Below are 24,455 nucleotides of genomic sequence, written 5' to 3' on the forward strand. Positions count from 1 at the left end.
AGCCACTCTGGAAGCTGCGCCACGCACCGCTGACACGGAGCCAGCCGACAATTTCCCAAACCGACCGGGGCAACCCGGCTGAGAAGGCTAGCATGACCCAAGAAGCAAACCGTGTTGAAGACCCATCCGGCATCCTCAACGAAGATGACCACCAGCGCGATATGACGCAGGTACAGATGGAGGTACACAAGCTTGCCCGGCCTTCCCCGTCAATTACGCGGCTAACCGGGCGGCTTATCGATTCCGACCCGGAACAATGGACGAAACCCAACCTGGCGTTGCGGATCGAGGTTGAAAGCCCCGAGGCTGCGCGCCCGATTACGCGGGTTTACACGGTCCGAAGCTTCGACGCTGCGCGCAAACTGGTGGAAATCGACTTTGTCATGCATGAAGATGACAGCCCTGCGATGCGTTGGCTGGAAAACACACGCGTCGGTGATCGGGCCTGGTTGACGGGGCCGCGACCGCATTTTGTTCCGCCTTTCACCGACGGCAAGCGCGCCGCGCTCTTTGCGGATGACACCGCTATTCCCGCTATTCATGCGATCTTGTCTTCTTGGCCTGATGGGATTGCCGGCGCTGTCTGGGTGGACACGGATGATGAGGCCGCGTTCGACAGCCTGCCCAAGGTCAGTGGCGTTGATATGACCTTGTTACGCCGCACCAAAGAGGAACCGGCTGGCACCACCCGTCGCCTTTTCAAGGCGGCCAGGGCGCTGGAGGATCCGCAGGAATGGACGATCTGGGCAGCGGGTGAGCGCACGGAAATGCGCGATCTGCGCAAGCATTTTCGCGGTCTGAAGATTGCGCGCGACGCGCTGCAGGTCGTTGGCTACTGGAAGTATGGCGCGTCCAGCTCGGAGCTCGACCGGGAGCGTCTTGCCAATTACGAAAAGGGGCGTGCACAGGGGCTGCGCTTGGAGCAAATTATGGACAGCGAAGAAGCGGTATGAAACTCCTTTTGCCATTGCTCCTTCTCGCGACCCCGCTGGTGGCAGAAGAAAGCTGGCCTCGCCAGATTGATCACGCCACCGGCACGCTGACTCTCGATGCGCCGCCGCAGCGGATCGTGTCAACGTCGCCCAGCCTCACCGGCACGTTGCTGGCCATCGACGCGCCGCTATTGGCGACCGCCTCGGCGGTCGCAGGGCAATTGTCAGATGACTCCGGCTTCTTCAATCAATGGGCCGAAACAGCGCATGAACGCGGAGTCGAGCCACTCTATCGTGATTTCAACTTTGATATCGAGGCATTGATGATTGCCGACCCGGATCTGGTTGTGGTGTCCGAGACCGGCGGGGATAGCGTGCTACCCTTCGTCGGTGAAATAGAAGCTTTGGGCTATCCGGTCATCACCTTGAACTACGGGGTAAACTCGTGGGAGCAGATCGCGGCAAAACTGGGCCGCGCCACCGGCCATGAGGCACAAGCCGAAAAGATCACGCAGGACTTCAGGCTGGCGGCTCATGCCACAGCAGATAAAATTCGGCATCCCGAAGGCAGCGTAAGCATCGTCTCCTATAATTTTTTCGGATCTTATGGGGTCAGCAAACCCATTAGTGCCCATGCGCGGGTGTTGGCCGAGATGGGTTTCACCGTCACCGGCATCCCTGCCGAGCTAGCAGGCGCGGTGCAACAATCCCGCGAATTTGACTTCATCTCGCACGAAAACCTGCCTGCGGCGATCACTGGTGACAGCGTATTTCTACTGGCCGCCGACGACGAAGACGTCGCAACTTTCATGGCTGACCCGGTTTTGGCAAATGTGTCGGCCGTGCGGGAAGGTCGGGTTTACGTGCTGGGGCCAACGTCGTTCCGGATTGACTACTATTCCGGACTCGCGATGATTGACACCGTCGCTGCGCAACTTGCCAAATGAGTCCGACGCGGCGCATCACCCTTGCTGCGCTGCCAGTGCTCGCAATACTGCTCATGGCGAGCCTCGCAATCGGCTCGCGCCCTGTACCGCTTGCTGAGGTAATTCGCGCATTCACCGCCTATGACGGGTTCAACGATCTGCATCTCGTCGTGCGGGAATTACGCCTTCCACGCACGTTGCTTGCTGTTGCTGCGGGTGCGTCACTGGGGCTTGCCGGTGCGCTGATGCAAGCTGTGACACGCAACCCGCTTGCCGAACCGGGCTTGCTGGGGGTCAACTCGGGCGCTGCGCTGGCAGTGGTGATCGGCGCCATGGCCTTTAACCTGACGGGGATCACGCAATATATCTGGTTCGGCATCCTCGGTGCAGGGCTGGCGGGGGTGGCCGTTTTTGTGCTTGGTCGGGCGCATGAAAGCGGCACCGACCCTGTACGCCTGGTGCTCGCCGGGGCAGGGCTTTCGGTGGCGCTTGGCGCAGCGTCCGGCCTGCTGATTCTGAATTCCGGCTTGGGAGTGCTGGACATTTTTCGCAACTGGGGCGCTGGAGCGCTTGAGGGGCGCGGCATGGAGGTCAGCCTGATCATGCTCGTTGTGTTGCTGGTCGGGGGGGGGCTTGCCGCAATGCTGGCCCCCGCGCTGGATGCGTTGGCTTTGGGGCAGGATCTTGGCCGTGTGCTGGGCCTTAGTCCGCGCCGCATATGGGCGCTGGCGTGTTTTGCAGTGATGGTCCTTGCGGGAGGGGCCACGGCGGCAGCGGGGCCAATCGCCTTTATCGGGCTGGTGGCGCCGCATGCCGCGCGCGCCTTTGTCGGTCCCGGAAGCGTTCGGGCACTGCCACTTGCCGGGCTGATCGGTGCCCTGCTTCTTTTGTTGTCAGATATACTTGCCCGCGTGGTGGTAGCGCCTAGCGAAGTCGCTGCGGGCATTGTCGCCGCGCTTCTGGGGGGGCCGTTCTTCATCCACGTCGTGCGACGTTTCCGTTTGGCGCGCGTATGAAACTGAAAGGGCGGTCCCTGTTCCGCGTCGGCCGTATCAGCATGTTGTGGCGGCCAAGGTCACTCGCCGCCGGGTGTGCACTGCTGGCTGCGGCCTTGGGGCTGGCGCTATTGCTACTGGCGACCGGAAAATTGCCGCTGACATTCGGACAGATCATCGTGGCGCTGACCGGCGAAAGTGACCCGATGGCCACACGCATCCTGACACGCGTGCGCCTACCCCGCGTTTTGACAGCGGCAGGTGTGGGGGCTGCGCTTGGAATTGCGGGGGCCGTGTTCCAATCGCTGTCGCGCAATCCGCTGGGGTCACCGGACGTCATCGGCTTTACCACTGGCGCCGCAACGGGGGCGGTGATGCAGATCGTCCTCGGCAGTCTTGATCCACTACGCACCGCTGCTGCCGCCGTCGGTTCGGGAATGCTGACGGCGCTTGTCGTGCTGCTATTGGCCCGACGCGGGTCAAGCGGTGGCGGCTACCGCCTGGTTCTCGTCGGCATTGGCGCGGGGGCGTTTTTGGCAGGGGCAAACACATTGCTGCTAACCATGGGTCAGATCGACATTGTGATGGCGGCACAGGTCTGGCTGGCCGGCTCGCTTAACGCCCGCAACTGGGCACACGTCACCACGGTCGCCGTGGGGTTGGCGCTTTTTGCACCGCCGGTCTGGGGGATGGCCCGGCGGCTGGCGGTCCTGGAAATGGGCGAAGACATGGCCCGTCAGCTTGGCATTCCGATCGCCCGGACGCGCGTGGTGCTGGTGCTCGTGGCGGTCGGGTTGAGTTCGATCGGTACAGCCGCGACAGGACCCATCGCATTTATCGCCCTCGCCGCTCCACAGATTGCGCGCCGGTTGACAGCATCGCCCGAGGTTCCATTGATTTCGGCTGCGACCACCGGCGCCGCCCTTTTGATGGCTGCAGATTTGCTAAGCCAGGCAGTGCCCTTCGGGCTTGTCTTGCCAGTGGGACTGACAACGGGGTTTCTTGGGGGGCTGTACCTGCTTGCCGTGATGACCCGGCAGCGCTAACCCGGCCCCGCCCCGATGCGCCGCTGCACTGCCGTGGATCATTTGCCGCCACGTAGGGACGGGGCTCTGTTACCCTTAACCGGGCATCATGCCGACGCGCATTGGGGGCTGTTGCCCGGGTCGGTCTTGGACTGCGCGATAAAAGGTGGACGCCGGGTTCGCCTGCATGATTTCATACGCGATCTGGCCCGGCGCCTTTTGGGGCCGCTGGGTCTGCGGCATCCGCCATAGACAGAAGAGCATCAAGCATACCGTGGGCGTCAAAGGCTGAAGCAAAACTTGCAGTGTTTCTACCCGGCGTCGTGATCACGACCTCGTCGAACGGTCACTTGCCATTATACTGGCCCGCGATCTGCAGCGGATATCGGCTGTGTACCCATGACCGAATTTCTTAACCCACAGCCGGACCGTCCGGGCGATCACATCCGGCGGGAAACGATGACGGCGACAAAGGAACGAGCGGCTGGATGTGATCCTGTAGGCCAATCGCATATCATCAGGGGCCGTGCATTACCTTTACGGGCCTCAACGCAGCAGAACCGACTGACAGGCCCTAATTATTTGAGGCCCGGTCAGGCGGCGTTGCCGTCATCTCCGCTTCAATTCGTTACTGAATTTCTTCGTCTTTCACGACAATCCAGTTTTTGTCGGCTGTCGGGTCTTGCCCAAGGGCTGTCTGCTCTGCCGCATATTTGGTCCACATTTCTTCGATCTGCACCATGTATTTATCTTTGCGGTCGACCCAGATTCGCACGCCGCCATTCACAACATCTGTGGAATGAAACAGCATGAAACTGTCATTTGCGGGAGTGTCACCGGCTACGATGATCGGCTTTTTCCACTGGTCCAGATACTCCAATATGGCGCCGGCCTTGCCGGACATCCATGTGGTGGGCGTCCACAGGTAGGGTGTCACAACCAGGTTTTTATTCCCTTGCTCATCATAATTGCCCTCACGTATCTGCTTGCGTGACGTGGTTACTTCGCCGGTTTCCGGGTCTTTCAAAAGCATCGAAACCCCCAGGACATTTTCTGGTTTGATATTATAACCATACTGAGGATCCGAGGCGACGGCGCGGACAGCTTCTTCGTTCGCGGCAGAAATGATGTACACTTCGATGCCATTTTCCATCAGGCGGTTCACCAGCTCGACCTGTCCCTGGTAAATTTCCGGCCGGTTGACTGTGCCTTCGACAACCTCATCGCCGTCATAATAGGTGATCGGGATTTCACCGTCATAAGCCATCAGCTCGTCCACATAACCTTCCAGCTCCCCCACGGTGAGACCGGAGAAGCTCTGCGCGACCCAAGGGTAACAGACCATGTCATCGACTTCGCACAAACGGTAGTAGTAGCTGTTCAGGCTTTCTTTGTGGTCCGCTGTATCCTTGAAAGGGATCACGACAAGCGAAGGATCAAGCGTTTCGCGGGTCAGGACGCCTTTCATCTCCAGGAATGGCAGGAGGGACTCGGTCAGATCGTAATGATACATGGTGTTATCCATGTCAAAAACGGCATAGGCCCCGGAATTTGCGTTGGCGTCGATCAGCGCATTCAGCTTCTCTGCCGCATCTGCGGGCCAAGTCAGCAGCTCTGTCGCGGACGCTGTAAAAGCGAAACAAGCGGCCAGACCAGTGGCCCCGATCAGGTTTCTAATTTTCATGTGGTGTTATCCCTTTTTCAGTTGAATAGCTCCGAGGTCTCCATGCGCTTCCTTGGCAGCGTGACACAAAAGTGAAAATTTGTCAGGAAACATAGCTTTCAGGTCGAAAGGCCCCAACCCGAACTCTATACGTAGGGCCCTGATGCATCAGTAGGGGCTGTCGACAGGACCCGCGGCCACATAGACTGATTTCAGCTGTGTGTAGTGATCAAGCGCGGCGGCCGAATTTTCGCGGCCAAAGCCCGAGGCCTTGACGCCACCAAAAGGCATCTGAACCGGCGTCTGATTGTAAGTGTTGATCCAACATGTGCCAGCCTCCAGTCGGTCGATGACACGGTGTGCCCGCGTTATGTCCTGGGTGAAAATGCCGGCGGCAAGGCCAAATTCGGTGGCATTGGCGCGTGCGACGACCTCATCTTCGCTGGCAAATTTCAACACACTCATAACGGGGCCGAAAATCTCTTCGCGGGCGATTCGCATGTCATCGGTGACACCGATGAAAACGGCGGGGCTGACAAAGAACCCGTCCGGCGCATCGCTGGGTGAAACGCGCACGCCTCCGGTTTGCAATGTAGCCCCTTCTGCCTTGCCGATCTCAATATAATCCAATGCGATCTGCATCTGTGCTTTGGTGACCATGGGACCATATTGCACATCGGGATTACGCGGATCACCGATGAGGATGCTTTCGGTGCGTTCGGTCAGGCGGGCGACAAACCGGTCATGAATTGCCTCATGCACGAACACGCGTGTGCCATTCGAACATATCTGGCCGGAGGAATAGAAATTCCCCAACATCGCCGCGCCTATGGCGCTTTCAATATCGGCATCTTCAAAGACAAGTATCGGAGATTTGCCGCCCAATTCCATGGTGATGTGTTTCAACGCTGCCGCCGCCGCGCCCGCGACCTTGCGGCCGGTCGGCACGGATCCTGTCAGCGACACCTTTTCAATGCCGGGATGATTGACAAGCATTGCCCCGACATCTCCGTAGCCCTGGACCACATTGAACAGCCCCTTTGGCGCACCGGCCTCTATAAAAATCTCGGCGATTTTCAGGGCGCAAAGCGGAGTTGTTTCGGAGGGTTTGAATATCATCGCGTTCCCTCCCGCCAATGCGGGGGCCGCCTTCCAGCACGCAATTTGCGTGGGGTAGTTCCACGCACCAATCCCCAGGCAAACGCCAAGAGGTTCGCGTTTGGTCAGGGCGAAATCTCCGCCGCCGAGGGGGATATACTGGCCGCTATCGGCCGCTATCATGCCGCCAAAAAACTCCAGACTGTCGGCGCCCGATGTCGCATCCGCCACCAGGGTTTCCTGAATGGGTTTGCCAGTGTCATAGGTTTCCAGCTCTGACAGGGCTTCGTTGTTCTCACGGATCAATTGCGCCGCCCGCTGCAGAACGCGCCCGCGTTCCAGTGGTGAGACTGCCGCCCATATACGCTGCGCCCGTTGCGCACTTTCCACGGCTGCTTCGACGATGGCAGTCGTTGCCGAATGCAGCTTGGCCATCTGTTCCCCCGTCGCCGGAAAGATCACGTCGATGACAGCTCCGTCGGCATCCTCAACATACGCGCCGTCAACGAAATGCGATCCTTGCGGGGTGAGCGATAGGGACATTGATGTTTACTCCATTGGATTTGAGGTCGTGATCGCGTTGCGCTGCGCAACTTTGCGCAGGGTGCAGGCCGGGGGAAATACTGCGATCTTCTGTGATATCTGAATTTGGGTGCCTGCCCCCGCCACCGGAACCAGCGGGAGCAGGCAAGTTAAGATCAGTGAATACTTTCGATCTTCGCGAAATCGAGGCTGTTTTCCTCAGGAGATCCTTCGATGGAGGCAACCTCCCTCCGCTTCATCAGCACAATATAAGCGATACAGGCCAGATAGATGCCGACAACAACAGCACCAATCCACTGGATTTGCAGCCACTGGCTTTGGAAGGCCAGCGTGAGGCCGAACAGAACGGCGACGTTGCCGGCGACATAGCCTGCCTTGCCGAACCGGTCAGTTGTCAGTGAAAGGTTGTCGGAATAAAGCCGGATCAGACTGTCAAGAGAGTTGATGACAAAGGTGACACCGACGATGACCATCGCAATGTTCAAGATGCCAGTCGTGTCGATTCCGTTGGTGTAATAGAAATACAGCACCGAAAACCAGATCGCGAGCGGGATAGACGGGATCACCAGCAGCGCCAGCAACAGGTGCTGTGTCCGCAAACCGCCAACAAAACGAGACGTAAACTGACCAATCATGATCGACCAGGCAAACCACCAGAACAGGTAGAACTCATGGTAGTCGTTGATCGGAGACGCGAACTTGTGAATGTTCCCGAAGTATCCTGTTGCCAGGTCGCTCAGGTTTGAAGCCATCGCGCCAAAGCCCATTCCGCCGAACAGCCACATGAAGACGATCAACGCAAGAAACATGTACGTTGAACCCACGCTTAGGACTTTGACAAATTTTATGTCCGTGCTGGAATATGTGGCCGCCAGGATGACGCAGAATACAATCACATAGAACGTGGTGATCACTGTCTCGCCGTCACCTACCTCAGGAATGTAGAACGGCAGATAGACCAAAAAGAGGCTGGCCGTAAAAGCGCAGGTCCCGATGATGACGATGTTGTTCAGAATTTTTACGAACGGAATTTCAAAAAACTTGACCCGTGGCTCAATGACACAAAAATAGAAGCTGGTCAGGAAGTAGAAGCTCCAGATCAGAAAGCCCCAAAACCCGAATTCAATCGCCAGCGGGTTCGTAAATCCGTAATCCCCGGCGTTGGCGGTGTCAGCATAGGTTGGAAATTCGCCAAGCGGGAACATGATGAGACCCACATCAAGCCCCGATGTGAACAAAATGGCGATGAAGGTGAAAAGCGGCACGGGCGTGACGCCGATAACCCGTAAGTTCCACCATTTGACGACGCAAAACGCCACAAGCGCAAGTGCCATTATAATCCCGAATGAGATTATTATTGATAGTAAAGCCGCCATATAGTTCCTCCCAATTGGCTAGTGCGGTTATCCACGCTTCCTGACGGTCTCCGTCAGCAGCCCTTTTGCACGCTTGTAGAATTCTTAGCACATTTGTTCTATGGGCTTTTCTTAGGCACGACACTTGGCGGTTCTGTTGCGTCGGTTTTGCCTGGCCGCAGAAGGGGCGATGTGACGCTGCCGCGCATGCGGCGCTCAGCCAGCAGGTCCAGCACATCCCTGTACAAGAGCGGATATCGCCAATGCAGCGGGTCGTGTCGCGAAGGTGGTAGAAATTCGAAGGTGGCGTAATCTCCGGGTGACTTGAACCCACCCAACCGGCGGCTGACACCGCCAGGGAGATCACGCCATGAAGAACAATACCGACACTGCCACGCTTTCGCTACTGTCCAATGAAACGGGCCATGATCCGATCGAGGATCGCCTTCGAGAAAATATCCGCGCCACGATCGAGGCGGTTTTCGAAGAGGAATTGGAGGCGTTTCTGGGGCGCTGCCGCTATGACCGCAGCACCGACAAACCCACGGGCTACCGGCACGGCCACCGGGAGCGTCAGTTGATTGGCACGTTTGGGACCGGAGACGATAAGCGTGCCGCGTGCCCGCGCCGTCGATGAGACCGGCAAGACCACGGAATGGCGCTCGAAGGCGCTGCCGCGTTATCAGCGGCTGACCAAGAAGGCTGAAGCGCTGATTGCCTCGGTCTACCTGGCAGGCACCAACACGCGGCGCGTGAAACGGGCGCTGTATGGGCTATTCGAAGGCGCGGTGAGCAAGGATGTGGTCAGCCGGGCCTGGCGCAAGGTGAAGGTCGACTGGGATGCCTGGGTGGCGCGCAACCTGGCCAATGAGGACATCGTCCGGCTGATCCTCGACGGCACGGTGATCAAGACGCGCATTGACAAGAAAGCCACCAACATCTCGGTGCTGGCGGCTATCGGCATACGCCGGGACGGGCAGAAGGTGCTGCTCTCGATTATGAATATGGGCGGTGAAAGCAAGGCTGCCTGGGCCGAGTTTCTCGGCGATCTCGACGCGCGCGGCCTGAAGCGACCGGAGTTTGTCATTGTCGACGGCGCTCCCGGTCTTGAGGCCGCTCTTGTCGCGCTCTGGGGAGAGGACCTGCCGATCCAGCGCTGCACGGTTCACAAGCATCGCAATCTTCTCGGCCACGCCCCGAAACGCATGCAGGACGAGTTGACCGAGGATTATCGCGACATGATCTATGCCGAAAATGCGGCTGAAATCGACAAGCGCCGCAAGGCGTTCCTGCGCAAATGGCGGTTGAAATGCCGCGCGGTGGCGGACAGCCTGGAAGAGGCCGGAGACCGGCTGTTCACCTTCACCCGGCTGGACCCGCCGCAGTGGAAATCAGCCCGCACGACAAACGCCATCGAGCGCCTGAACGAGGAGTTCCGCCGCCGCATCAAAACCCAAACCGTGCTGCCCTGCGCCGAAACCGTGCCGATGCTGCTCTGGGCGCTGATGGCATCGGGCCAGATCCAGATGCGGAAAGTGGACGGTTGGGAAACGCTGGCTCAGCCCATCGCCCCGATCAGCCTTGACCTCGCGGCCTGATCAGGCCCAAATCCCCATACTCGGAGAACGCCGCCGGGGAATTTCCACCAGATTCGAGACACCACCATGCAGCGGCACCGCCAACAGAATGCTCTTATTCGAACAGCGATGATGTTTGAAGGGATTGTGCCGCGCCAGCAGTGAGCCTCACGGGCCAATCCATACATGATATCAGACCCCGATACTGTTATCGCATCAGAACCACGGTAGTTTTGGCAGAGCACCTGACTCAGATATCTTATTGCTCATCGGTACGCCTTCAACTAGCGTTTCGCACCGCTGACATCGTGTCCCACGATGCAGGGTGCTGAAAAGGGGAGGTCACCCTATAGCAATCCCGACCGATCTGGCTGGCCAAGGAGTAAATCGATGCGTGACACTATACGTGAGCGCGAACTTGCATCTCATTATGCGCTGTCGCCTTCACCGGAGCTTGCCGCCGAGATGCACGATATCTACGCCCGGATGGAGCGTGTCGTGGCGCCCCCGGATTGGGCAATCTACGCGCCTTATGTAGCTGCAATCAACGCGCTCAAGAAAAAGCGCAACGCGGTCATTCTGGCGCATAATTACATGACCCCGGAAATCTTTCACGGCATCGCGGATTTTGTCGGCGATAGCCTACAGCTCGCAATCAAGGCAACCGAGGTGGACGCCGACGTGATTGTGCAGTGCGGCGTACACTTCATGGCGGAAACCTCGAAGATCCTGAACCCGCCCAAGACGGTGCTGATCCCGGATATGGAAGCGGGCTGTTCGCTGGCCGAAAGCATCACCGCCGAAGGCGTGGCAGAAATGCGGGCAAGGTATCCGGGCGCGCCTGTTGTGACCTATGTGAACACCACAGCCGAGGTCAAAGCCGCGTCTGACATCTGCTGCACCTCGTCCAATGCCGCACAAATCGTTGCGGCGATGGACGGCGACACAGTGATCATGACGCCGGACAAATATCTGGCGCAGAACGTCGCCAAAGAGGTGCCGGGCAAACGTGTCGTCTGGTGGGAAGGCTCGTGTATCGTGCATGAACGCTATACAGCCAAGGACATTCAGGATTTCCGCGAATGGAATCCCGGCACGCAGATTATCACGCATCCCGAATGCACGCCCGAAGTGGTGGCAGAGGCGGATTTTTCTGGCTCGACCAGTGGCATTCTGGACTATGTCCACCGGGAAAAACCGCGAAAGGCGATGCTGGTGACAGAGTGTTCCATGGCCTCGAACATTGCGGATGAACTGCCGGAGGTCGAATTCGTAGGGCCGTGCAACATGTGCCCTTACATGAAGAAAATCACGCTGGAAAAGGTGTTGTGGGCCCTGCACTCGATGAGCGGTGCTGTCGAGGTAGAACCCCAGGTTGCGGCCAAGGCACGGATCGCCGTCGAGAGAATGATAGACCTGTCGCGCAAGTTTGCGAGCTGACGTAGCCCCGGCGATGTTTGAAATTGAAACTGACAGAATCGTCATCATAGGCGCAGGTTTGGGCGCGCTTTACGCGGCGCTGATGCTGTCACCGCGACCGGTGCTGATCATCTCACCCGAAGCCTTGGGGGGAGGGGCCAGCTCTGCATGGGCGCAGGGCGGCGTCGCCGCGGCTATGGACGCTGCCGACAGTGCCCAAATGCATGCCCGCGACACGGTACGCGCCGGGGCGGGGACCGTGGATGGCGATGTCGCGACTGCCGTGACCGCAGAGGCCAAGGCGCACATTCTCAGGCTGACCGAATTGGGCACGCCGTTTGATCGCGCGGCGAATGGGGATTACATCATGTCCCGTGAGGCGGCGCATAGTTTTGCCCGTGTTGTCCGGGTGCGCGGCGATCAGGCCGGAGCGGAAATCATGCGAGCGTTGATCGCACAGGTGCGCGCGACCCCCTCGGTCCAGGCCCTGGAGGGGGTGGTGGCCGTCGGGCTGGACACGCGCGATGGTGACGTTATCGGCGTCGAGGTCGAGTTGTCTCGCCCCGAAGGCTCCCCTGCGGTGATGCTTAGGGGGGCGGCATATCTCGTGGCTGGTGGCGGGTCGGGCGGGTTGTTTGCGCTGACTACCAACCCGCCGCGTATTCGGGGGCAGGTGATCGGTATGGCCGCCCGTGCCGGTGCCGCGATTGCCGATGCGGAATTTGTTCAGTTTCACCCCACCGCGATTGATTGCGGAGAGGATCCCGCGCCGCTGGCGACAGAGGCCCTGCGCGGTGCGGGCGCACATCTGGTCAACAGCAACGGCGACCGGTTCATGCTGCCGATTCATGCCGATGCGGAACTTGCGCCACGTGATGTCGTGGCGCGGGCGATCTATGCTCAAACGCAGGCGGGCTTGCGCCCCATGTTGGATACGCGTGCGGCCCTGGGGGGCCGGGTGCTGACTGATTTTCCCGCAGTCGCTCAGGCTTGCGCGCGGGCTGGTATTGACGCCGCGGTCCAGATGATCCCCGTCGCCGCCGCCGCGCATTATCACATGGGCGGTATCGAAACTGACGATGGGAGTCGTGCCAGCCTTGGCAATCTGTGGGTTTGCGGCGAAGCATCCTCAACGGGGCTGCACGGGGCAAACCGGCTTGCCTCCAACGGTCTACTCGAAGCGTTGGTTTATGCACGCCGCTGCGCACAGAGCATTGATGTCGCGTTGGATATTCCTTTGTCCGACGTTGCCGTGGTGACGCTGCCCGACCTGCCGGCGGGCACGCCACCTGATCCGGGTTTGGTGCAGCAATTGCGCAATGCGATGACCAGCGGTGTAGGCGTCGTGCGGGATGCAGATGGATTGAAGCGGGCGCTTCGCACCATAGCCCGGATCGAGGCGGCGCAGCCCGACTGTACCGGCCTGCGCAACATGACCGCCTGTGCGACCATGATCGCCGCCGCCGCGTTACTGCGCGAAGAAAGCCGTGGCGCCCATTATCGACGGGATTTTCCCGCACCCTCGGACACGGCGCGTCGCAGCCGCCAGATGTTCGCCGATGCAATCGCCCTGCGCAATACGATAGAGGCCGCACTATGATGACCTTCCCACCCCTGCCCGAAATGATTCTGGAGCCTGTGGTCCGCGCGGCGCTAATGGAAGATCTGGGCACGTACGGCGACCTCACAACGCGCACTGTAATCCCTGCCGACACCATATATACCGCCCAGTTGCGCGCGCGGGAGGACGGTGTCGTATCGGGTATGCAGGTCGCCGAAATCGCATTCCGGCTGATCGACCGGTCGCTGGATATCCGATGCCTGAAACCGGACGGGCGCTCGATTTCCCAAGGGGATGTGCTGATGGAAATCACTGGCTCTGCCGCGTCCATCCTGTCGGCAGAACGAGTGGCGCTGAATTTCGCCGGTCGATTGGCGGGCATTGCCACGCTGACAGCGGCCTTTGTTGCGGAAACCAGGGGAACACGAACCCGGATTACCTGCACCCGCAAGACCACGCCGGGCTTACGGTTGGTGGAAAAGCAGGCGGTGCTGCACGGCGGCGGGTTCAATCATCGCTTTTCGCTCTCTGATGCTATTCTTATCAAGGATAACCACATCGCCGCAGTCGGCGGCGTCCGCCCGGCCCTTCGGTCAGTCAAGCAGCGCGCCTCGCACATGATTCGGGTCGAGATCGAAGTGGATCGTCTGGACCAACTGGCCGAGGTGCTGGACGAAGGCGGCGCTGATGTTGTCCTGCTTGATAATATGGACACAGCCACCCTCACAGAGGCCGTCGCCATGACCAAGGGCACGATTGCCCTCGAAGCATCGGGAAATATGCAGCTGAATCGGATCGCGGAAGTCGCGGCAACGGGCGTTGACTATATCTCGTCCGGTGCCCTGACCCATTCCGCCCGGACCATTGATCTGGGGTTGGATTTTCAAGAGCGCCGCCCGTAGATATGCATCGGTTGCGATGCAACGCGCGGATCTTACGCATTAAAAATTACAAATAGCGTCCGGATCCATTCAGCGCAATCGCCGCTCACGGGCGTCACGGTGAACGTGTGGGCGCTGGCGTGGACCGGATGTCTGATGCTGCGCACAAAAGGTATTTTTGCAAGAAAGCGCGAGAGATGTTGCGTCGAAATACTTTATCGATAATAAATTTAACCAGCGAACCAAAGATGAAAGTTATCGATAGAATGGCCGACGCAAAAACTGTCTGGACCCGCGAGACCGCAAAAAACCTATATGATCTGCCGTTCATGGACTTGCTCTACCGGGCGCAGACCGTCCATCGCGCGCATTTTGATCCAAACCGGATTCAGATGTCCCGACTCCTGTCGATCAAGACCGGGGGCTGCGCCGAGGACTGTGCCTATTGCTCGCAATCGGCGCGCAATGGTTCCCAGCTTTCGGCCTCGAAACTCATCGAGGTGGAGCGCGCCCTGAGCCAGGCCCGCAAGGCCCGTGATGCGGGGGCTACCAGATTCTGCATGGGGGCTGCATGGCGCGAACCCAAGGCGCGGGACATGGATGCGCTTGTGGCCATGGTCGAAGGGGTAAAGGCGCTGGGCATGGAGACCTGCATGACGCTCGGGATGCTGGATGACACGCAGGTCGTGCAATTGCGCGACGCCGGGCTGGACTATTACAATCACAATATCGACACGTCCGAACGCTTTTACCCGGAGGTCATTACAACCCGCGGCTTTGCTGATCGGATCGATACGCTGAACCGGGTCCATGAGGCGGGTATCAAGGTTTGCTCGGGCGGGATTCTGGGCATGGGCGAGGGCATTGACGACCGGCTGGACATGCTGGTCACACTTGCCAATCTGCCGTCGCCGCCGGGGTCGGTGCCGATCAACATGTTGATGCCCCAGCAGGACACGCCGCTGGCCGATGCAGCCCCGGTCGATCCGATCGACTTTATCCGCATCATCGCGGTCGCCCGGATCATGATGACGCAATCCTATGTCCGCCTTTCCGCCGGTCGCAGCGAGATGAGCACCGAAATGCAGGCGATGTGTTTCTTTGCCGGGGCGAATTCGATCTTTGTGGGCGACACGCTGCTGACCGCAGAGAACCCCGAAGAGAACAGCGACATGGCGCTTTTGGCCAAACTGGGCATACAGCCCGAGGAGGCCGAAGGTCACAGCAGCGTGCAGGCCGCACAATGACCACGCAGGCCCGGATCGGCGGGGCGCTTGACGCCTTGGCGTCCCGCCATCGCCTGCGCGCGCTTGCGCCCCAGACCGGGCTGGATTTCGCCTCCAACGACTACCTTGGGCTGGCCGGCTCGACCCTGCTGGCGGATGCCGCGCAGGAGGCCTTGGCGCGGGGCGTTCCTGTCGGGGCGGGTGGATCGCGCCTGCTGCGCGGGAACCACCCCGAACATGAGGCGGTTGAGGCCGAGGCAGCGGCATTCTTTGGCACTCAGGCAGCGCTGTTCATGGGCGGCGGGTTTCAGGCAAACCAAGCGATCTTTGCCAGCCTGCCTGCCGCTCAGGACCTGATTCTGCATGACGCGCTTATCCATGCCAGCGCCATAGAAGGAATGCGGCTGGGCCGGGCGGCAACGCGCGCCTTTCCCCATAATGACATCGGCGCGGCCATGCGGAGTCTGGCACAGTGGCGCGGTGAGGGGGGGCGCGGACAGGTCTGGATCGCGGTCGAGAGCGTCTATTCCATGGAGGGCGACGTTGCGCCCCTTGCAGACCTTGCGCAGATGGCCCGCGAAGAGGGCGCGGTGCTGGTGGTCGATGAGGCCCACGCCACCGGGGTCTTTGGCGCAGAAGGTCGTGGGCTGGCGGATCGGCTGGATGCGCAGGTGCTGACGCTGCACACCTGCGGCAAGGCGCTGGGTGTCGCTGGGGGGCTGATCTGCGGTGCAAAGGTGATGATCGACATGCTCATTAATCGCGCCCGTCCCTTTGTCTTTGCGACAGCCCCCTCGCCGCTGAATGCCGCGCTGGTCCGGGCGGCGCTGCGCGCGCTGCAATCGCACCCCGATCTGATCCTAGAGGCTGGGCAGCGTGTGGCACATGCCCATGCAGAGGCCCGCAGGCTTGGTGTCGTGGGCGCCCTGCATAGCCAGATCATCCCCGTTGTGATCGGCGCGGACCAGCCCACAATGATGCGCGCCAAGACCCTGCAAAACATGGGCTTTGACGTGCGGGGCATCCGCCCTCCCACTGTGCCGCGCGGCACATCCCGGCTGCGGATTTCGATCACCGGCAATATCGACCACGCCCAAGTCACCGCGCTTTTCATGGCCATTGCCGATCAACAAAGAGAGGTCGCATGACGCCGATTGTCATCACGGGAACCGACACCGGCGTCGGCAAGACCGTCTTTGCGGCCGGTCTGACCGCTGCCCTCGGGGCGAGCTATTGGAAACCGGTGCAATCGGGCCTCGAAGAGGCGACGGACAGTCAGATCGTCGCAGCACTATCGCAGCGCCCGGTCCTGCCCGAGACCTATCGGCTGCGGCGCCCGGCCTCGCCGCATCTTGCGGCCGAGGATATGGACATCGAAATCGACCTTGCCCAGCTGTGTTTGCCGCAGGTGGACGGCCCGCTTGTGGTCGAGGGGGCAGGCGGCGTCATGGTGCCGCTGAATCGCAGGGTTTTCTTTCTCGAACTTTTTGCCGGCTGGAACGCCCCGGTCATTCTGGTTGCCCGCACGCAGCTTGGCACGATCAATCATGCTGCGCTGTCGCTCATGGCCCTGCGCGGTGCGGGGTGCCGCGTGCTGGGGGTTGCCTTCGTCGGCGCCGCTGAACCGGAGGTGGAGCAGACCATCGCCGAGATGTGTCAGGTGCGGCATCTGGGGCGGCTCGGGCCGCTGGCCGACCTAACGCATGAGACCCTTGCACACGCCTTTCAGGACATCGACCTCGACGCCATCCGGAGCGCTCTATGACCCCTCTTGATTTTGACGCGCAGCACCTGTGGCACCCCTACACGAATGTCGCAGATCCGGGTCCGATGCATCTGGTCACGGGCGCCGAGGGCGTCTGGCTGACATGTTCGGACGGCACCCGCATGATCGACGCCATGTCATCATGGTGGTGCGCGATCCATGGTCACCGTCACCCCGCGATCACCACTGCGATGAAACAGCAGATCGATACGATGCCCCACGTGATGTTCGGGGGCCTGACCCATACGCCCGCCATTGAGCTGGGCCGAAAACTTGTCGCGCTGCTCCCGGACGGGCTGAACCGCATATTTTATTGCGATAGCGGCTCGGTCTCGGTCGAGGTCGCGATGAAGATGGCGGTGCAGTACCAGATGGCCCGGGGCCATGATGGCAAGGTCGAATTTGCCACGACCCGGGGCGGCTATCATGGCGACACTTGGAAGGCGATGAGCGTGTGTGATCCGGAAAATGGCATGCACGGGCTGTTTCGCGGGGCGTTGTCGATCCAGCATTTCATTCCCCGCCCGCCGATCCGGATCGACGATGTCTGGCCTCAGGATCCTGCGGCCAACGGGCTTGCTGCGTTGGAGTGTCTGCTGCGCGATAAGGGGCGCCAAATCGCGGCGCTGATTGTCGAGCCGGTCGTACAGGGCGCCGGCGGAATGTATTTTTACCATCCGGGCTGGCTGCGCGGGGCGCGGGCGCTGTGTGATGCCCATGACGTGCTGCTGATCCTTGACGAGATCGCCACCGGCTTTGGCCGCACCGGACGGCTTTTTGCGATGGACCATGCCGGGGTCGTGCCGGATATCCTCTGCCTTGGCAAGGCTTTGACTGGCGGGCATATCTCGTTTGCGGCAGCCGTGGCCAATGAAACCGTCGCGCGCGGAATCGGGGAAAGCGCGGCGGGTGTTTTCATGCATGGACCGACCTATATGGCCAACCCGCTGGCCTGCGTCGCCGGGGTCGCGAGCCTTGGTCTGCTCGAAGATCAAGGCTGGCAGCGGCAGGTGGGCGATATCGAGGCGCAGTTGCGCGCTGAACTGGAGGCCGCGCGCGGCCTCGCGGGCGTTGCCGATGTGCGGGTGCTTGGCGCCATCGGCGTGATCGAGATGCACGATACGGTTGACCCGCGTATCGCCCACAGTCTGGCACCCGAAACCGGCGTCTGGCTGCGCCCCTTCGCGCGCAATATCTATTGCATGCCGCCCTATATCATCAGCCCTGATGAGCTGAGCCGCGTCACCTCGGCCATGGTGGCGCTGGCGCGGGGTGCGCCATGAGGCGGCATTGGCTGGCGCGCAACGGCGGGCAGCAGCTGACGCTGGTGTTCGGCGGCTGGGGGCTGGGGGCGGTGCCATTTGCGGGGCTGATAGGCGCCGGGGATGTGCTGGTCGTGGACGATTACAGGGCGCTCGATGATCCGCTGCGCGAGGTGTCACAATATGATGGCATCCGCCTTTTGGCCTATTCCTTTGGCGTCGCCGCCGCGGCGCATTGGCTGTCGGCCCACACGCTGCGGCTTCAGCGGCTGGTGGCGGTCAACGGAACGCTCTGCCCGGCGGATGAAACCCACGGCATCGCGCCCGAAACCATCGCGGCAACGGCGCATGGGCTGAGCGCGGCCAGTTTTGCCCGGTTCTGTTGCCGGGTCGGCCATGCCGGGCCGATCCCGCGCATTGATGTGGCGGCGGCGCAGGCCGAGCTTCGGGCCATTGCGCAACGGGGCGGTGCCCCGCAGACCGAATTTGACCGGATCTGGATCTCACAGCACGACCGGATCATCCCGACGCGCGCGCAGCAGGCCGCGTGGCAGGCGCAATCCTGCGCTGTCCGGCGCCTGCGCGCTGCGCATCAACCCTTTGCAGCTGGTCAAAACTGGCAGGACTGGTTCGCATGAATGCCTGTATCGCTGATCGCGCCAAACGCAGCTTCACCCGCAGTTTTCAGAGCTACCATGAGGGCGCCAGCGAACAGGCCCGTATCGCAGATGCGCTTGCACAGCGGCTTGCGGATCTGTCCCTGTCCAAACCCTTTCAAAGTGCCTTTGAGATCGGCTGCGGCACCGGGCATTTGACCCATGCATTGCTGAACCGGTTTTCCATCGCATCGCTGACAGTGAACGATCTGGTGCCGAATGCGTGCCATCTGGCGGAGTCGGTCGGCGCGGATTTTTTGGAGGGCGATATCCGCAGCGTTATCTGGCCCAAGGCCCCGCATCTGATCGCCTCGGCATCGACCCTTCAATGGATGGATGCCCCCGAAGCGCTGTTGCGCAAGGCGGCTCAAACTCTGGCGCCGGGTGGTTGGCTGGCTTTTTCGGGCTTCGGACCTGCGCAGTTCAACGAATTGCGTGCCCTTGGATCTACTGCACAGGCGCCCGGTCTATGTTTGCCAGAGGCGCTGGCGGGTGCTGTGCAAACGGCAGGCGCGGGCAGGTTCGAAATTGCGGATGTGGGGCAGGACCGGCGGCAGCTTTGGTTTGACAGCCCCATAGACGTACTCAGGCATCTCCAGCAAACCGGTGTGAATGCGGTTGCGGCGAACACCTGGACCCGCGCAACCCTCGCGCGTTTTAGCGCGCGATATATCGAAGCGTTTGGCGCCCCCGGAGGCGTGCCGCTCACCTATCATCCGATCTGGATTATCGCGCACAAGGACGCCTGAAGCGTTTTGCACACAATCCGGGTTACAGATTTGATGCCAAAATGCCCGCAACACTGAAGAGGCACGGACCTTTTCCCGGGTTCGGAAAAAACGCAAAGTGCTTTAGCTCAATCTTGTCAGATGGCGCCGCAGGATCGCGTCCGCCCTCGGGGCGTCCCGGTCGTGTATCGCCGCGATGATAGCATGGTGGTCAGGCTCCGAGCGCGGCTTCCAGCGGTCGGCATATTTGGCAAAGAAGTGGCGCGCATGGAGCAGTTGCAGATTGTTGATCTCTTCTGTCAGGCGCGGCATGTTGCACCCTGCGATGATGGCCATGTGGAACATGCGATTGGCTTCTTCCCACGCAAAAGCGGTCTCTGCCGCATCGCATTGCGCCTGAACCGTCTCAGCCTTGGAAATTTGCGCAGCGGTCAGTTTCGGCACCGATTGCAAGAGAGCCACGGGTTCCAACGCACGACGCATCAGCCGCAGCTCATCCACCGTGTTCCTGTCCAGCGGCGCCACGCACATGCCCCGGCGCGGCAGGCTGGTGGCAAGGCCTTGTGCTGACAAATGCAACAAGGCTTCGCGCACGGTCACATGGCTGACGCCAAATTCACGCGCAATTTGGTCTTGGCCAAGCTTTTCGCCCGGCCGAAATTCTCCCCGGACAATTTTCATTGTCAATACACGTGCGATCTGGTCTGATTTTTTGCTGTGGGGAATATTCACGGATATATTCAAAATATTGTGGCTGCATCTTCCCAACTACAGGAATTTGGTGGCCTGTAGAAGGTGAATAAATGCGTCGAGTCCGGACGTTGCAGGTGGCGATAGGCCCTACTGGATCGCAGACGGAAATCTGGAACCTGACCCCGTCAATCTGACTGTGATCCGGCCCTTTGCCGCGCGGCGCGTAGGCGGCGGAGCGGGGTGCGTTTTGACTTCGTGAGTGCCGTTGACAGATAGCCGAGCCTGTTTGTGACAAACGATACGCTAGAAAAACACCGTCAACTGGCGAATTCTCACTCCGCCGTTGACAGAATATTATCAGAGAAATAGTTTGCAGCTTCAACCGTTGGGGTGCCGGTATCGGCTGAGAGGCGAAAGCTAACCCATCGAACCTGATCCGGGCCATACCGGCGGAGGGAACGGTGAAATTGCAGTTCTGGCTGCCGCTCCCGCACACCGTCTGTCCGCGACCCGCTGCAACACTAGGGGTCTTGATGACATTTCAGGCATTGAGCGTCGCGGGGCCGCACAGCGGCGGTGGATGTGCTGGCCATCGGGCAGGTCCACCGGGTAGTGCATCACTTCCACGAGGTTTGGCGCATTGACTGAGGTTACCATTCTCGGCGCCGGGGTGGCCGGGCTTTGGGCCGCGCGCGCCTTGTTGGCGCATGGCATTCGACCGCAGCTATTTGACCGCCACGGCCCGCCGGGGCCGCATGGCTGCTCGTGGTGGGCGGGCGGTATGTTGGCGCCCGATTGCGAGGGCGCAGTGGCCGAACCTGCCGTGGTGATCCATGGGGCCGGTGCCGCCGCGCATTGGGCCGAAGTCACCGAGGTGCAGAGCAACGGCACGCTGGTGCTTGCGCTTGATCGGGACCGCGCCGACCTTGGGCGTTTCGCCAGCCGCACCAGCGGCCATCGCACGGTGACGGCCGATGAAATCGCCGCGCTGGAACCGCATCTGGCCGGTCGGCATAGACGCGGGCTGTTCTTTGCGGATGAGGCGCATCTTGTCCCGCGGCGCGCGTTGGCAGACCTCACGGCGGGTCTGGCCGCAGAAGACGTTACGGTGCAGCGCGTCGAGGCCAAGCCCGGCGATCTGCCCGGCATCGTCATCGACTGCCGCGGGTTCGCAGCGCAGGCAGATTTGCTGAATTTACGGGCCGTGCGTGGTGAAATGGTGCTGCTGCGCGCCCCGGAAATCGAACTGACGCGCCCGGTGCGCCTGCTGCACACGCGCCATCCGCTCTACATCGTTCCGCGCGGCGACGGGCTGTTCATGCTGGGCGCCACCCAGATCGAAAGCGCCGCGCGCGGCCCGGTCACGGCACGTTCGGCGCTGGAGCTTCTGTCTGCGGCCTATGCGCTTGACCCGCGCTTTGGCGAGGCGGAAATCGTTGAATTTGGGGCTGATCTGCGGCCTGCTTTTCCCGACAACGTGCCGCGCATCATCCAGCGCGGCCGCGTGCTGCATCTCAACGGATTATACCGCCACGGTTATCTAATGGCGCCCGCACTGGCGCGCCAGGCGGCGGGTTTTATCGCAACCTCGGAGAAGGGGGATCTTTTCCATGATGATTGATGTCAACGGCGCCGCGCACAAGATCGACGCCGCCAATCTGGCTGCGGCGCTGGAGCAACTGGGCTGGGGTGAGGCCCGCGTGGCGACCGCGCTGAACGGTCGCTTTGTCCCCGTCTCGCAGCGGCCAAACACGCCCTTGTCGGCTGGCGACCGGCTGGAAGTGTTGACCGCGATGCAGGGGGGCTGAGGATGCGCGATTTTTATGGTGTCACGCTGGACAACCCGCTGATGCTGGGCACCTCGCAATACCCCTCGCCTGCGGTGTTGGAGGCCGCGTTTCGCGACTCGCGCGCGGCGGTCGCCACCGTTTCCCTGCGTCGTGAGCAGGGCGCGGGGCAAGCGTTCTGGGATTTGGTGCGCTCGCTTGGCGTGCATCTTCTGCCCAATACCGCCGGATGCCACAGCGCCCGCGAAGCGATTACAACCGCCCATATGGCCCGCGAATATTTCGAGACCGACTGGATCAAACTGGAGGTGATCGGCCATGACGACACGCTTCAGCCCGACCCGTTTGAATTGGTCGAGGCTGCCGAAGCCCTCTGCGCGGCTGGTTTCAAGGTCTTTCCCTATATGACCGAAGATCAGGTGATCGCCGCGCGACTGGTCGAGGCAGGCTGCCGGGTGTTGATGCCTTGGGGGGCGCCGATCGGCTCGGGGCTGGGGCTGGCCAATCCTTATGGGCTACGCAACCTTCGCGCTGCCTTTCCTGATCTGGCATTGGTGGTTGATGCGGGTCTGGGCCTGCCCAGCCACGCGGCGCAGGCCATGGAGATGGGCTATGACGCGGTTCTGCTGAATACCGCCGTGGCGCAGGCCGACGATCCCGCCGCCATGGCGCGCGCCTTCGCGCTTGCCGCAGAGGCGGGCAAACTCACGGCCACCTCCGGCCCGATGCCAGCACGCGACATGGCTGTTCCATCGACTCCTCTGATCGGAAAGGCATGGCTATGACGGCGAAGCTGCCCCGTTTCTACCCGATTTTCGATAGCGCCGATTGGATCGCGCGGGCCATGGCCGTGGGGGTGCGTCTGGTGCAACTGCGCGTCAAGGACACACCTGAACCCGCGCTGCGTGAGGAAATCCGCCGTGCGCTGGCGCTGACACGCAAACATGGCGCCGCGTTGGTGATCAACGACCATTGGCAGATCGCCCTTGAAGAGGGCGCCGATTGGCTGCACCTGGGTCAGGAAGACCTCGACACCGCGGATATCAAGGTTATTCGCCGCGTCGGCATACGCCTCGGACTCTCAACCCATGACCACAGCGAGCTTGATCGTGCGCTGGCGCTTGCGCCCGACTATATCGCGCTTGGCCCTGTTTATCCGACGATCCTGAAACAGATGAAGTGGCGCGAACAGGGGCTTGATTGCGTGACCGAATGGAAGCGCCTATGCGGTGATGTGCCTGTTTGCGCCATCGGCGGCCTTTCGGTCGCGCGTGCGCCGGGTGTCTTTGCCGCCGACGCCGATCTGGTGGCGGCAGTCACCGACATCACGCTGCACGCCGACCCCGACATGCGGATGCGCGCGTGGCTGGAGACCTGTGGATGAGCCGTTACGCACGTCAAATGATCCTGCCGCAGGTCGGCACCGAAGGGCAGGCGCGGCTACAGTCCGCGCATGTTCTGGTGGTCGGCGCCGGCGGGCTTGGGGTGCCGGTCATGCAGTATCTGGCGGGCGCGGGCGTCGGCATGCTGACGCTGATCGACGGTGATCACGTCGAAGAAGGCAACCTGCATCGTCAGCCGCTGTATCGCATGGCGGATATCGGTCGGCCCAAAGTGCAGGCAGCGGCAGAGGCGATCCGCAGCCTCAATCCCGATACTCAGGTTTGCGCACAGGTGGCGTGGCTCGACCCCGACATCGCGCCGGACCGCGTTGCCGCCGCCGATCTGGTGCTCGATTGCGCCGATACTTTTGCCGCGAGCCTCACCCTTTCGGACGCCTGCCGCGCGGCGGGCAAGCCGCTGATTACCGCATCGGCGCTGGGTTTGCAGGGCTATGTCGCAGGGGTCTGCGGCAACGCACCCTCCTTGCGGGCGATCTTTCCCGATCTGCCGATCTCGGCGCCCACCTGCGCCACTGCCGGCGTCCTCGGGCCGGTCGTCGCCATGATGGGGGCGTTGCAGGCGCAGATGGCGCTCTCTGTGCTTTTGGGCCTGTCGCCCACGCCGCTGGGGCAGATGATGATTTTCGATGCCGAGCGCTGGCGGATGGCTGAATTCCGCTTTGACGACGCGCCCGAACCTGTGGCCGATTTACCCTTCATCGCGGCCTCTGCGATTTGCACCGGCGATCTGGTCATTGATCTGCGCACCGAAGCCCCGGCCCCGTTCCGCCCCGATGCGCTGCACCTGTCCGCCGATGCCCTCACCGGTATCCGCATCGCCCCCGAAATCAGGCGCATCGTCCTTGCCTGCCGCACGGGCCTGCGCGCGCATAACGGCGCCCAGACCTTGCGGACCCGCTGGCCCGGCGAAATCGTCCTGCTGAGCGTGACCGACGCATAGGACAGGCACGGCCCCCTTCA

At 61.1% G+C, this 24,455-nt stretch carries 22 protein-coding genes, 1 pseudogene and 1 riboswitch; of the genes and pseudogenes, 19 read left to right on the forward strand and 4 right to left on the reverse strand.

From position 1 onward, the window contains the following. Positions 1-92: 92 nt before the first annotated feature. The 4 genes from FGD77_RS09810 to FGD77_RS09825 are packed head-to-tail and all read left to right on the forward strand — an operon-like array spanning position 93 to position 3,899. The gene (locus tag FGD77_RS09810) at positions 93-953 is read left to right on the forward strand and encodes a siderophore-interacting protein (RefSeq protein WP_255009036.1); all 861 of its coding nucleotides are present in this window, start codon (positions 93-95) and stop codon (positions 951-953) included. Beyond that, on the forward strand, positions 950-1,879 hold the full coding sequence (fepB, locus tag FGD77_RS09815) for a Fe2+-enterobactin ABC transporter substrate-binding protein (protein WP_255009037.1): 930 nt from the start codon (positions 950-952) through the stop codon (positions 1,877-1,879). The genes FGD77_RS09810 and fepB overlap by 4 nt, the downstream gene beginning before the upstream one ends. After that, complete coding sequence (locus FGD77_RS09820; protein ID WP_255009038.1) at positions 1,876-2,874, forward strand: iron ABC transporter permease; 999 nt, start codon at positions 1,876-1,878, stop codon at positions 2,872-2,874. Before fepB ends, FGD77_RS09820 begins: the two co-directional genes overlap by 4 nt. Further along, positions 2,871-3,899 (forward strand): iron chelate uptake ABC transporter family permease subunit, encoded by a 1,029-nt coding sequence (locus tag FGD77_RS09825; protein WP_255009039.1) that lies wholly within the window; start codon positions 2,871-2,873, stop codon positions 3,897-3,899. The genes FGD77_RS09820 and FGD77_RS09825 overlap by 4 nt, the downstream gene beginning before the upstream one ends. Before the next feature lie 607 nt (positions 3,900-4,506). Here FGD77_RS09825 and FGD77_RS09830 read toward each other — a convergent pair. From FGD77_RS09830 to FGD77_RS09840, 3 genes are all read right to left on the reverse strand, one after another. Continuing rightward, positions 4,507-5,562 carry an HAD family hydrolase gene (locus FGD77_RS09830; RefSeq protein ID WP_255009040.1) on the reverse strand — a complete coding sequence of 352 codons (1,056 nt, stop codon included), beginning with the start codon at positions 5,560-5,562 and terminating at the stop codon, positions 4,507-4,509. 147 nt (positions 5,563-5,709) lie between these two features. Continuing rightward, positions 5,710-7,182 carry a betaine-aldehyde dehydrogenase gene (betB, locus tag FGD77_RS09835; protein ID WP_255009042.1) on the reverse strand — a complete coding sequence of 491 codons (1,473 nt, stop codon included), beginning with the start codon at positions 7,180-7,182 and terminating at the stop codon, positions 5,710-5,712. Between the two features lie 155 nt (positions 7,183-7,337). Then, on the reverse strand, positions 7,338-8,516 hold the full coding sequence (locus FGD77_RS09840) for a BCCT family transporter (RefSeq protein WP_255009043.1): 1,179 nt from the start codon (positions 8,514-8,516) through the stop codon (positions 7,338-7,340). A gap of 391 nt (positions 8,517-8,907) precedes the next feature. On the opposite strand from FGD77_RS09840, the pseudogene FGD77_RS09845 reads away from it, so the two are divergent. The 10 genes and pseudogenes from FGD77_RS09845 to FGD77_RS09890 all read left to right on the forward strand — a co-directional run bounded on the left by FGD77_RS09845 (position 8,908) and on the right by FGD77_RS09890 (position 19,633). Beyond that, positions 8,908-10,135, forward strand: a pseudogene (locus FGD77_RS09845) (IS256 family transposase). 369 nt (positions 10,136-10,504) lie between these two features. After that, positions 10,505-11,554: a quinolinate synthase NadA gene (gene nadA / locus FGD77_RS09850; RefSeq protein WP_255009046.1), complete on the forward strand. Its 1,050-nt coding sequence runs from the start codon at positions 10,505-10,507 to the stop codon at positions 11,552-11,554. 13 nt (positions 11,555-11,567) lie between these two features. Then, positions 11,568-13,133, forward strand: coding sequence for an L-aspartate oxidase (locus FGD77_RS09855; protein WP_255009048.1), 1,566 nt, complete (start codon positions 11,568-11,570; stop codon positions 13,131-13,133). Further along, the gene (nadC, locus tag FGD77_RS09860; protein WP_255014171.1) at positions 13,133-13,996 is read left to right on the forward strand and encodes a carboxylating nicotinate-nucleotide diphosphorylase; all 864 of its coding nucleotides are present in this window, start codon (positions 13,133-13,135) and stop codon (positions 13,994-13,996) included. Before FGD77_RS09855 ends, nadC begins: the two co-directional genes overlap by 1 nt. A gap of 245 nt (positions 13,997-14,241) precedes the next feature. Then, positions 14,242-15,222 (forward strand): biotin synthase BioB, encoded by a 981-nt coding sequence (bioB, locus tag FGD77_RS09865; RefSeq protein WP_255009050.1) that lies wholly within the window; start codon positions 14,242-14,244, stop codon positions 15,220-15,222. Beyond that, on the forward strand, positions 15,219-16,349 hold the full coding sequence (locus FGD77_RS09870; RefSeq protein WP_255009052.1) for an 8-amino-7-oxononanoate synthase: 1,131 nt from the start codon (positions 15,219-15,221) through the stop codon (positions 16,347-16,349). Before bioB ends, FGD77_RS09870 begins: the two co-directional genes overlap by 4 nt. After that, positions 16,346-16,966, forward strand: a complete 621-nt coding sequence (gene bioD, locus FGD77_RS09875; RefSeq protein WP_255009054.1) for a dethiobiotin synthase — start codon at positions 16,346-16,348, stop codon at positions 16,964-16,966. The genes FGD77_RS09870 and bioD overlap by 4 nt, the downstream gene beginning before the upstream one ends. Further along, positions 16,963-18,249: an adenosylmethionine--8-amino-7-oxononanoate transaminase gene (bioA, locus tag FGD77_RS09880; protein ID WP_255009056.1), complete on the forward strand. Its 1,287-nt coding sequence runs from the start codon at positions 16,963-16,965 to the stop codon at positions 18,247-18,249. Before bioD ends, bioA begins: the two co-directional genes overlap by 4 nt. Next, positions 18,246-18,866, forward strand: a complete 621-nt coding sequence (locus FGD77_RS09885) for a pimeloyl-ACP methyl esterase BioG family protein (protein WP_255009058.1) — start codon at positions 18,246-18,248, stop codon at positions 18,864-18,866. The genes bioA and FGD77_RS09885 overlap by 4 nt, the downstream gene beginning before the upstream one ends. Next, positions 18,863-19,633, forward strand: a complete 771-nt coding sequence (locus FGD77_RS09890; protein WP_255009060.1) for a methyltransferase domain-containing protein — start codon at positions 18,863-18,865, stop codon at positions 19,631-19,633. The genes FGD77_RS09885 and FGD77_RS09890 overlap by 4 nt, the downstream gene beginning before the upstream one ends. A 102-nt stretch (positions 19,634-19,735) precedes the next feature. Here FGD77_RS09890 and FGD77_RS09895 read toward each other — a convergent pair whose 3' ends face one another. Further along, on the reverse strand, positions 19,736-20,344 hold the full coding sequence (locus FGD77_RS09895) for a GntR family transcriptional regulator (protein WP_255009061.1): 609 nt from the start codon (positions 20,342-20,344) through the stop codon (positions 19,736-19,738). Positions 20,345-20,681: 337 nt separating this feature from the next. Continuing rightward, positions 20,682-20,780, forward strand: a riboswitch (TPP riboswitch). Positions 20,781-20,945: 165 nt separating this feature from the next. On the opposite strand from FGD77_RS09895, the gene FGD77_RS09900 reads away from it, so the two are divergent. From FGD77_RS09900 to FGD77_RS09920, 5 genes are read left to right on the forward strand one after another with little or no spacing between them, the layout of a single operon-like run. Beyond that, positions 20,946-21,926, forward strand: a complete 981-nt coding sequence (locus FGD77_RS09900; RefSeq protein ID WP_255009062.1) for an FAD-dependent oxidoreductase — start codon at positions 20,946-20,948, stop codon at positions 21,924-21,926. Next, on the forward strand, positions 21,916-22,113 hold the full coding sequence (gene thiS / locus FGD77_RS09905; protein ID WP_255009063.1) for a sulfur carrier protein ThiS: 198 nt from the start codon (positions 21,916-21,918) through the stop codon (positions 22,111-22,113). Before FGD77_RS09900 ends, thiS begins: the two co-directional genes overlap by 11 nt. A gap of 2 nt (positions 22,114-22,115) precedes the next feature. Continuing rightward, positions 22,116-22,877, forward strand: coding sequence for a thiazole synthase (locus FGD77_RS09910; RefSeq protein WP_255009064.1), 762 nt, complete (start codon positions 22,116-22,118; stop codon positions 22,875-22,877). Then, a complete protein-coding gene (locus FGD77_RS09915; RefSeq protein WP_255009065.1) occupies positions 22,874-23,476 on the forward strand; it encodes a thiamine phosphate synthase in 603 nt (200 codons plus the stop codon). The genes FGD77_RS09910 and FGD77_RS09915 overlap by 4 nt, the downstream gene beginning before the upstream one ends. Then, a complete protein-coding gene (locus FGD77_RS09920) occupies positions 23,473-24,435 on the forward strand; it encodes a HesA/MoeB/ThiF family protein (RefSeq protein WP_255009066.1) in 963 nt (320 codons plus the stop codon). The genes FGD77_RS09915 and FGD77_RS09920 overlap by 4 nt, the downstream gene beginning before the upstream one ends. The last annotated feature ends 20 nt before the right edge of the window (positions 24,436-24,455 follow it).

The sequence above is a fragment of the Roseovarius sp. M141 genome (assembly GCF_024355225.1).
Taxonomy (GTDB): Bacteria; Pseudomonadota; Alphaproteobacteria; order Rhodobacterales; family Rhodobacteraceae; genus Roseovarius.

What these genes read in the sequence shown, in the direction of transcription:
- FGD77_RS09810 (WP_255009036.1), top strand. Translation starts at nt 93, where the DNA reads ATGACCCAAGAAGCAAACCGTGTTGAAGACCCATCCGGCATCCTCAAC.
- fepB (WP_255009037.1), top strand. Translation starts at nt 950, where the DNA reads ATGAAACTCCTTTTGCCATTGCTCCTTCTCGCGACCCCGCTGGTGGCA.
- FGD77_RS09820 (WP_255009038.1), top strand. Translation starts at nt 1,876, where the DNA reads ATGAGTCCGACGCGGCGCATCACCCTTGCTGCGCTGCCAGTGCTCGCA.
- FGD77_RS09825 (WP_255009039.1), top strand. Translation starts at nt 2,871, where the DNA reads ATGAAACTGAAAGGGCGGTCCCTGTTCCGCGTCGGCCGTATCAGCATG.
- FGD77_RS09830 (WP_255009040.1), bottom strand. Translation starts at nt 5,562, where the DNA reads ATGAAAATTAGAAACCTGATCGGGGCCACTGGTCTGGCCGCTTGTTTC.
- betB (WP_255009042.1), bottom strand. Translation starts at nt 7,182, where the DNA reads ATGTCCCTATCGCTCACCCCGCAAGGATCGCATTTCGTTGACGGCGCG.
- FGD77_RS09840 (WP_255009043.1), bottom strand. Translation starts at nt 8,516, where the DNA reads ATGGCACTTGCGCTTGTGGCGTTTTGCGTCGTCAAATGGTGGAACTTA.
- nadA (WP_255009046.1), top strand. Translation starts at nt 10,505, where the DNA reads ATGCGTGACACTATACGTGAGCGCGAACTTGCATCTCATTATGCGCTG.
- FGD77_RS09855 (WP_255009048.1), top strand. Translation starts at nt 11,568, where the DNA reads ATGTTTGAAATTGAAACTGACAGAATCGTCATCATAGGCGCAGGTTTG.
- nadC (WP_255014171.1), top strand. Translation starts at nt 13,133, where the DNA reads ATGACCTTCCCACCCCTGCCCGAAATGATTCTGGAGCCTGTGGTCCGC.
- bioB (WP_255009050.1), top strand. Translation starts at nt 14,242, where the DNA reads ATGGCCGACGCAAAAACTGTCTGGACCCGCGAGACCGCAAAAAACCTA.
- FGD77_RS09870 (WP_255009052.1), top strand. Translation starts at nt 15,219, where the DNA reads ATGACCACGCAGGCCCGGATCGGCGGGGCGCTTGACGCCTTGGCGTCC.
- bioD (WP_255009054.1), top strand. Translation starts at nt 16,346, where the DNA reads ATGACGCCGATTGTCATCACGGGAACCGACACCGGCGTCGGCAAGACC.
- bioA (WP_255009056.1), top strand. Translation starts at nt 16,963, where the DNA reads ATGACCCCTCTTGATTTTGACGCGCAGCACCTGTGGCACCCCTACACG.
- FGD77_RS09885 (WP_255009058.1), top strand. Translation starts at nt 18,246, where the DNA reads ATGAGGCGGCATTGGCTGGCGCGCAACGGCGGGCAGCAGCTGACGCTG.
- FGD77_RS09890 (WP_255009060.1), top strand. Translation starts at nt 18,863, where the DNA reads ATGAATGCCTGTATCGCTGATCGCGCCAAACGCAGCTTCACCCGCAGT.
- thiS (WP_255009063.1), top strand. Translation starts at nt 21,916, where the DNA reads ATGATGATTGATGTCAACGGCGCCGCGCACAAGATCGACGCCGCCAAT.
- FGD77_RS09910 (WP_255009064.1), top strand. Translation starts at nt 22,116, where the DNA reads ATGCGCGATTTTTATGGTGTCACGCTGGACAACCCGCTGATGCTGGGC.
- FGD77_RS09915 (WP_255009065.1), top strand. Translation starts at nt 22,874, where the DNA reads ATGACGGCGAAGCTGCCCCGTTTCTACCCGATTTTCGATAGCGCCGAT.
- FGD77_RS09920 (WP_255009066.1), top strand. Translation starts at nt 23,473, where the DNA reads ATGAGCCGTTACGCACGTCAAATGATCCTGCCGCAGGTCGGCACCGAA.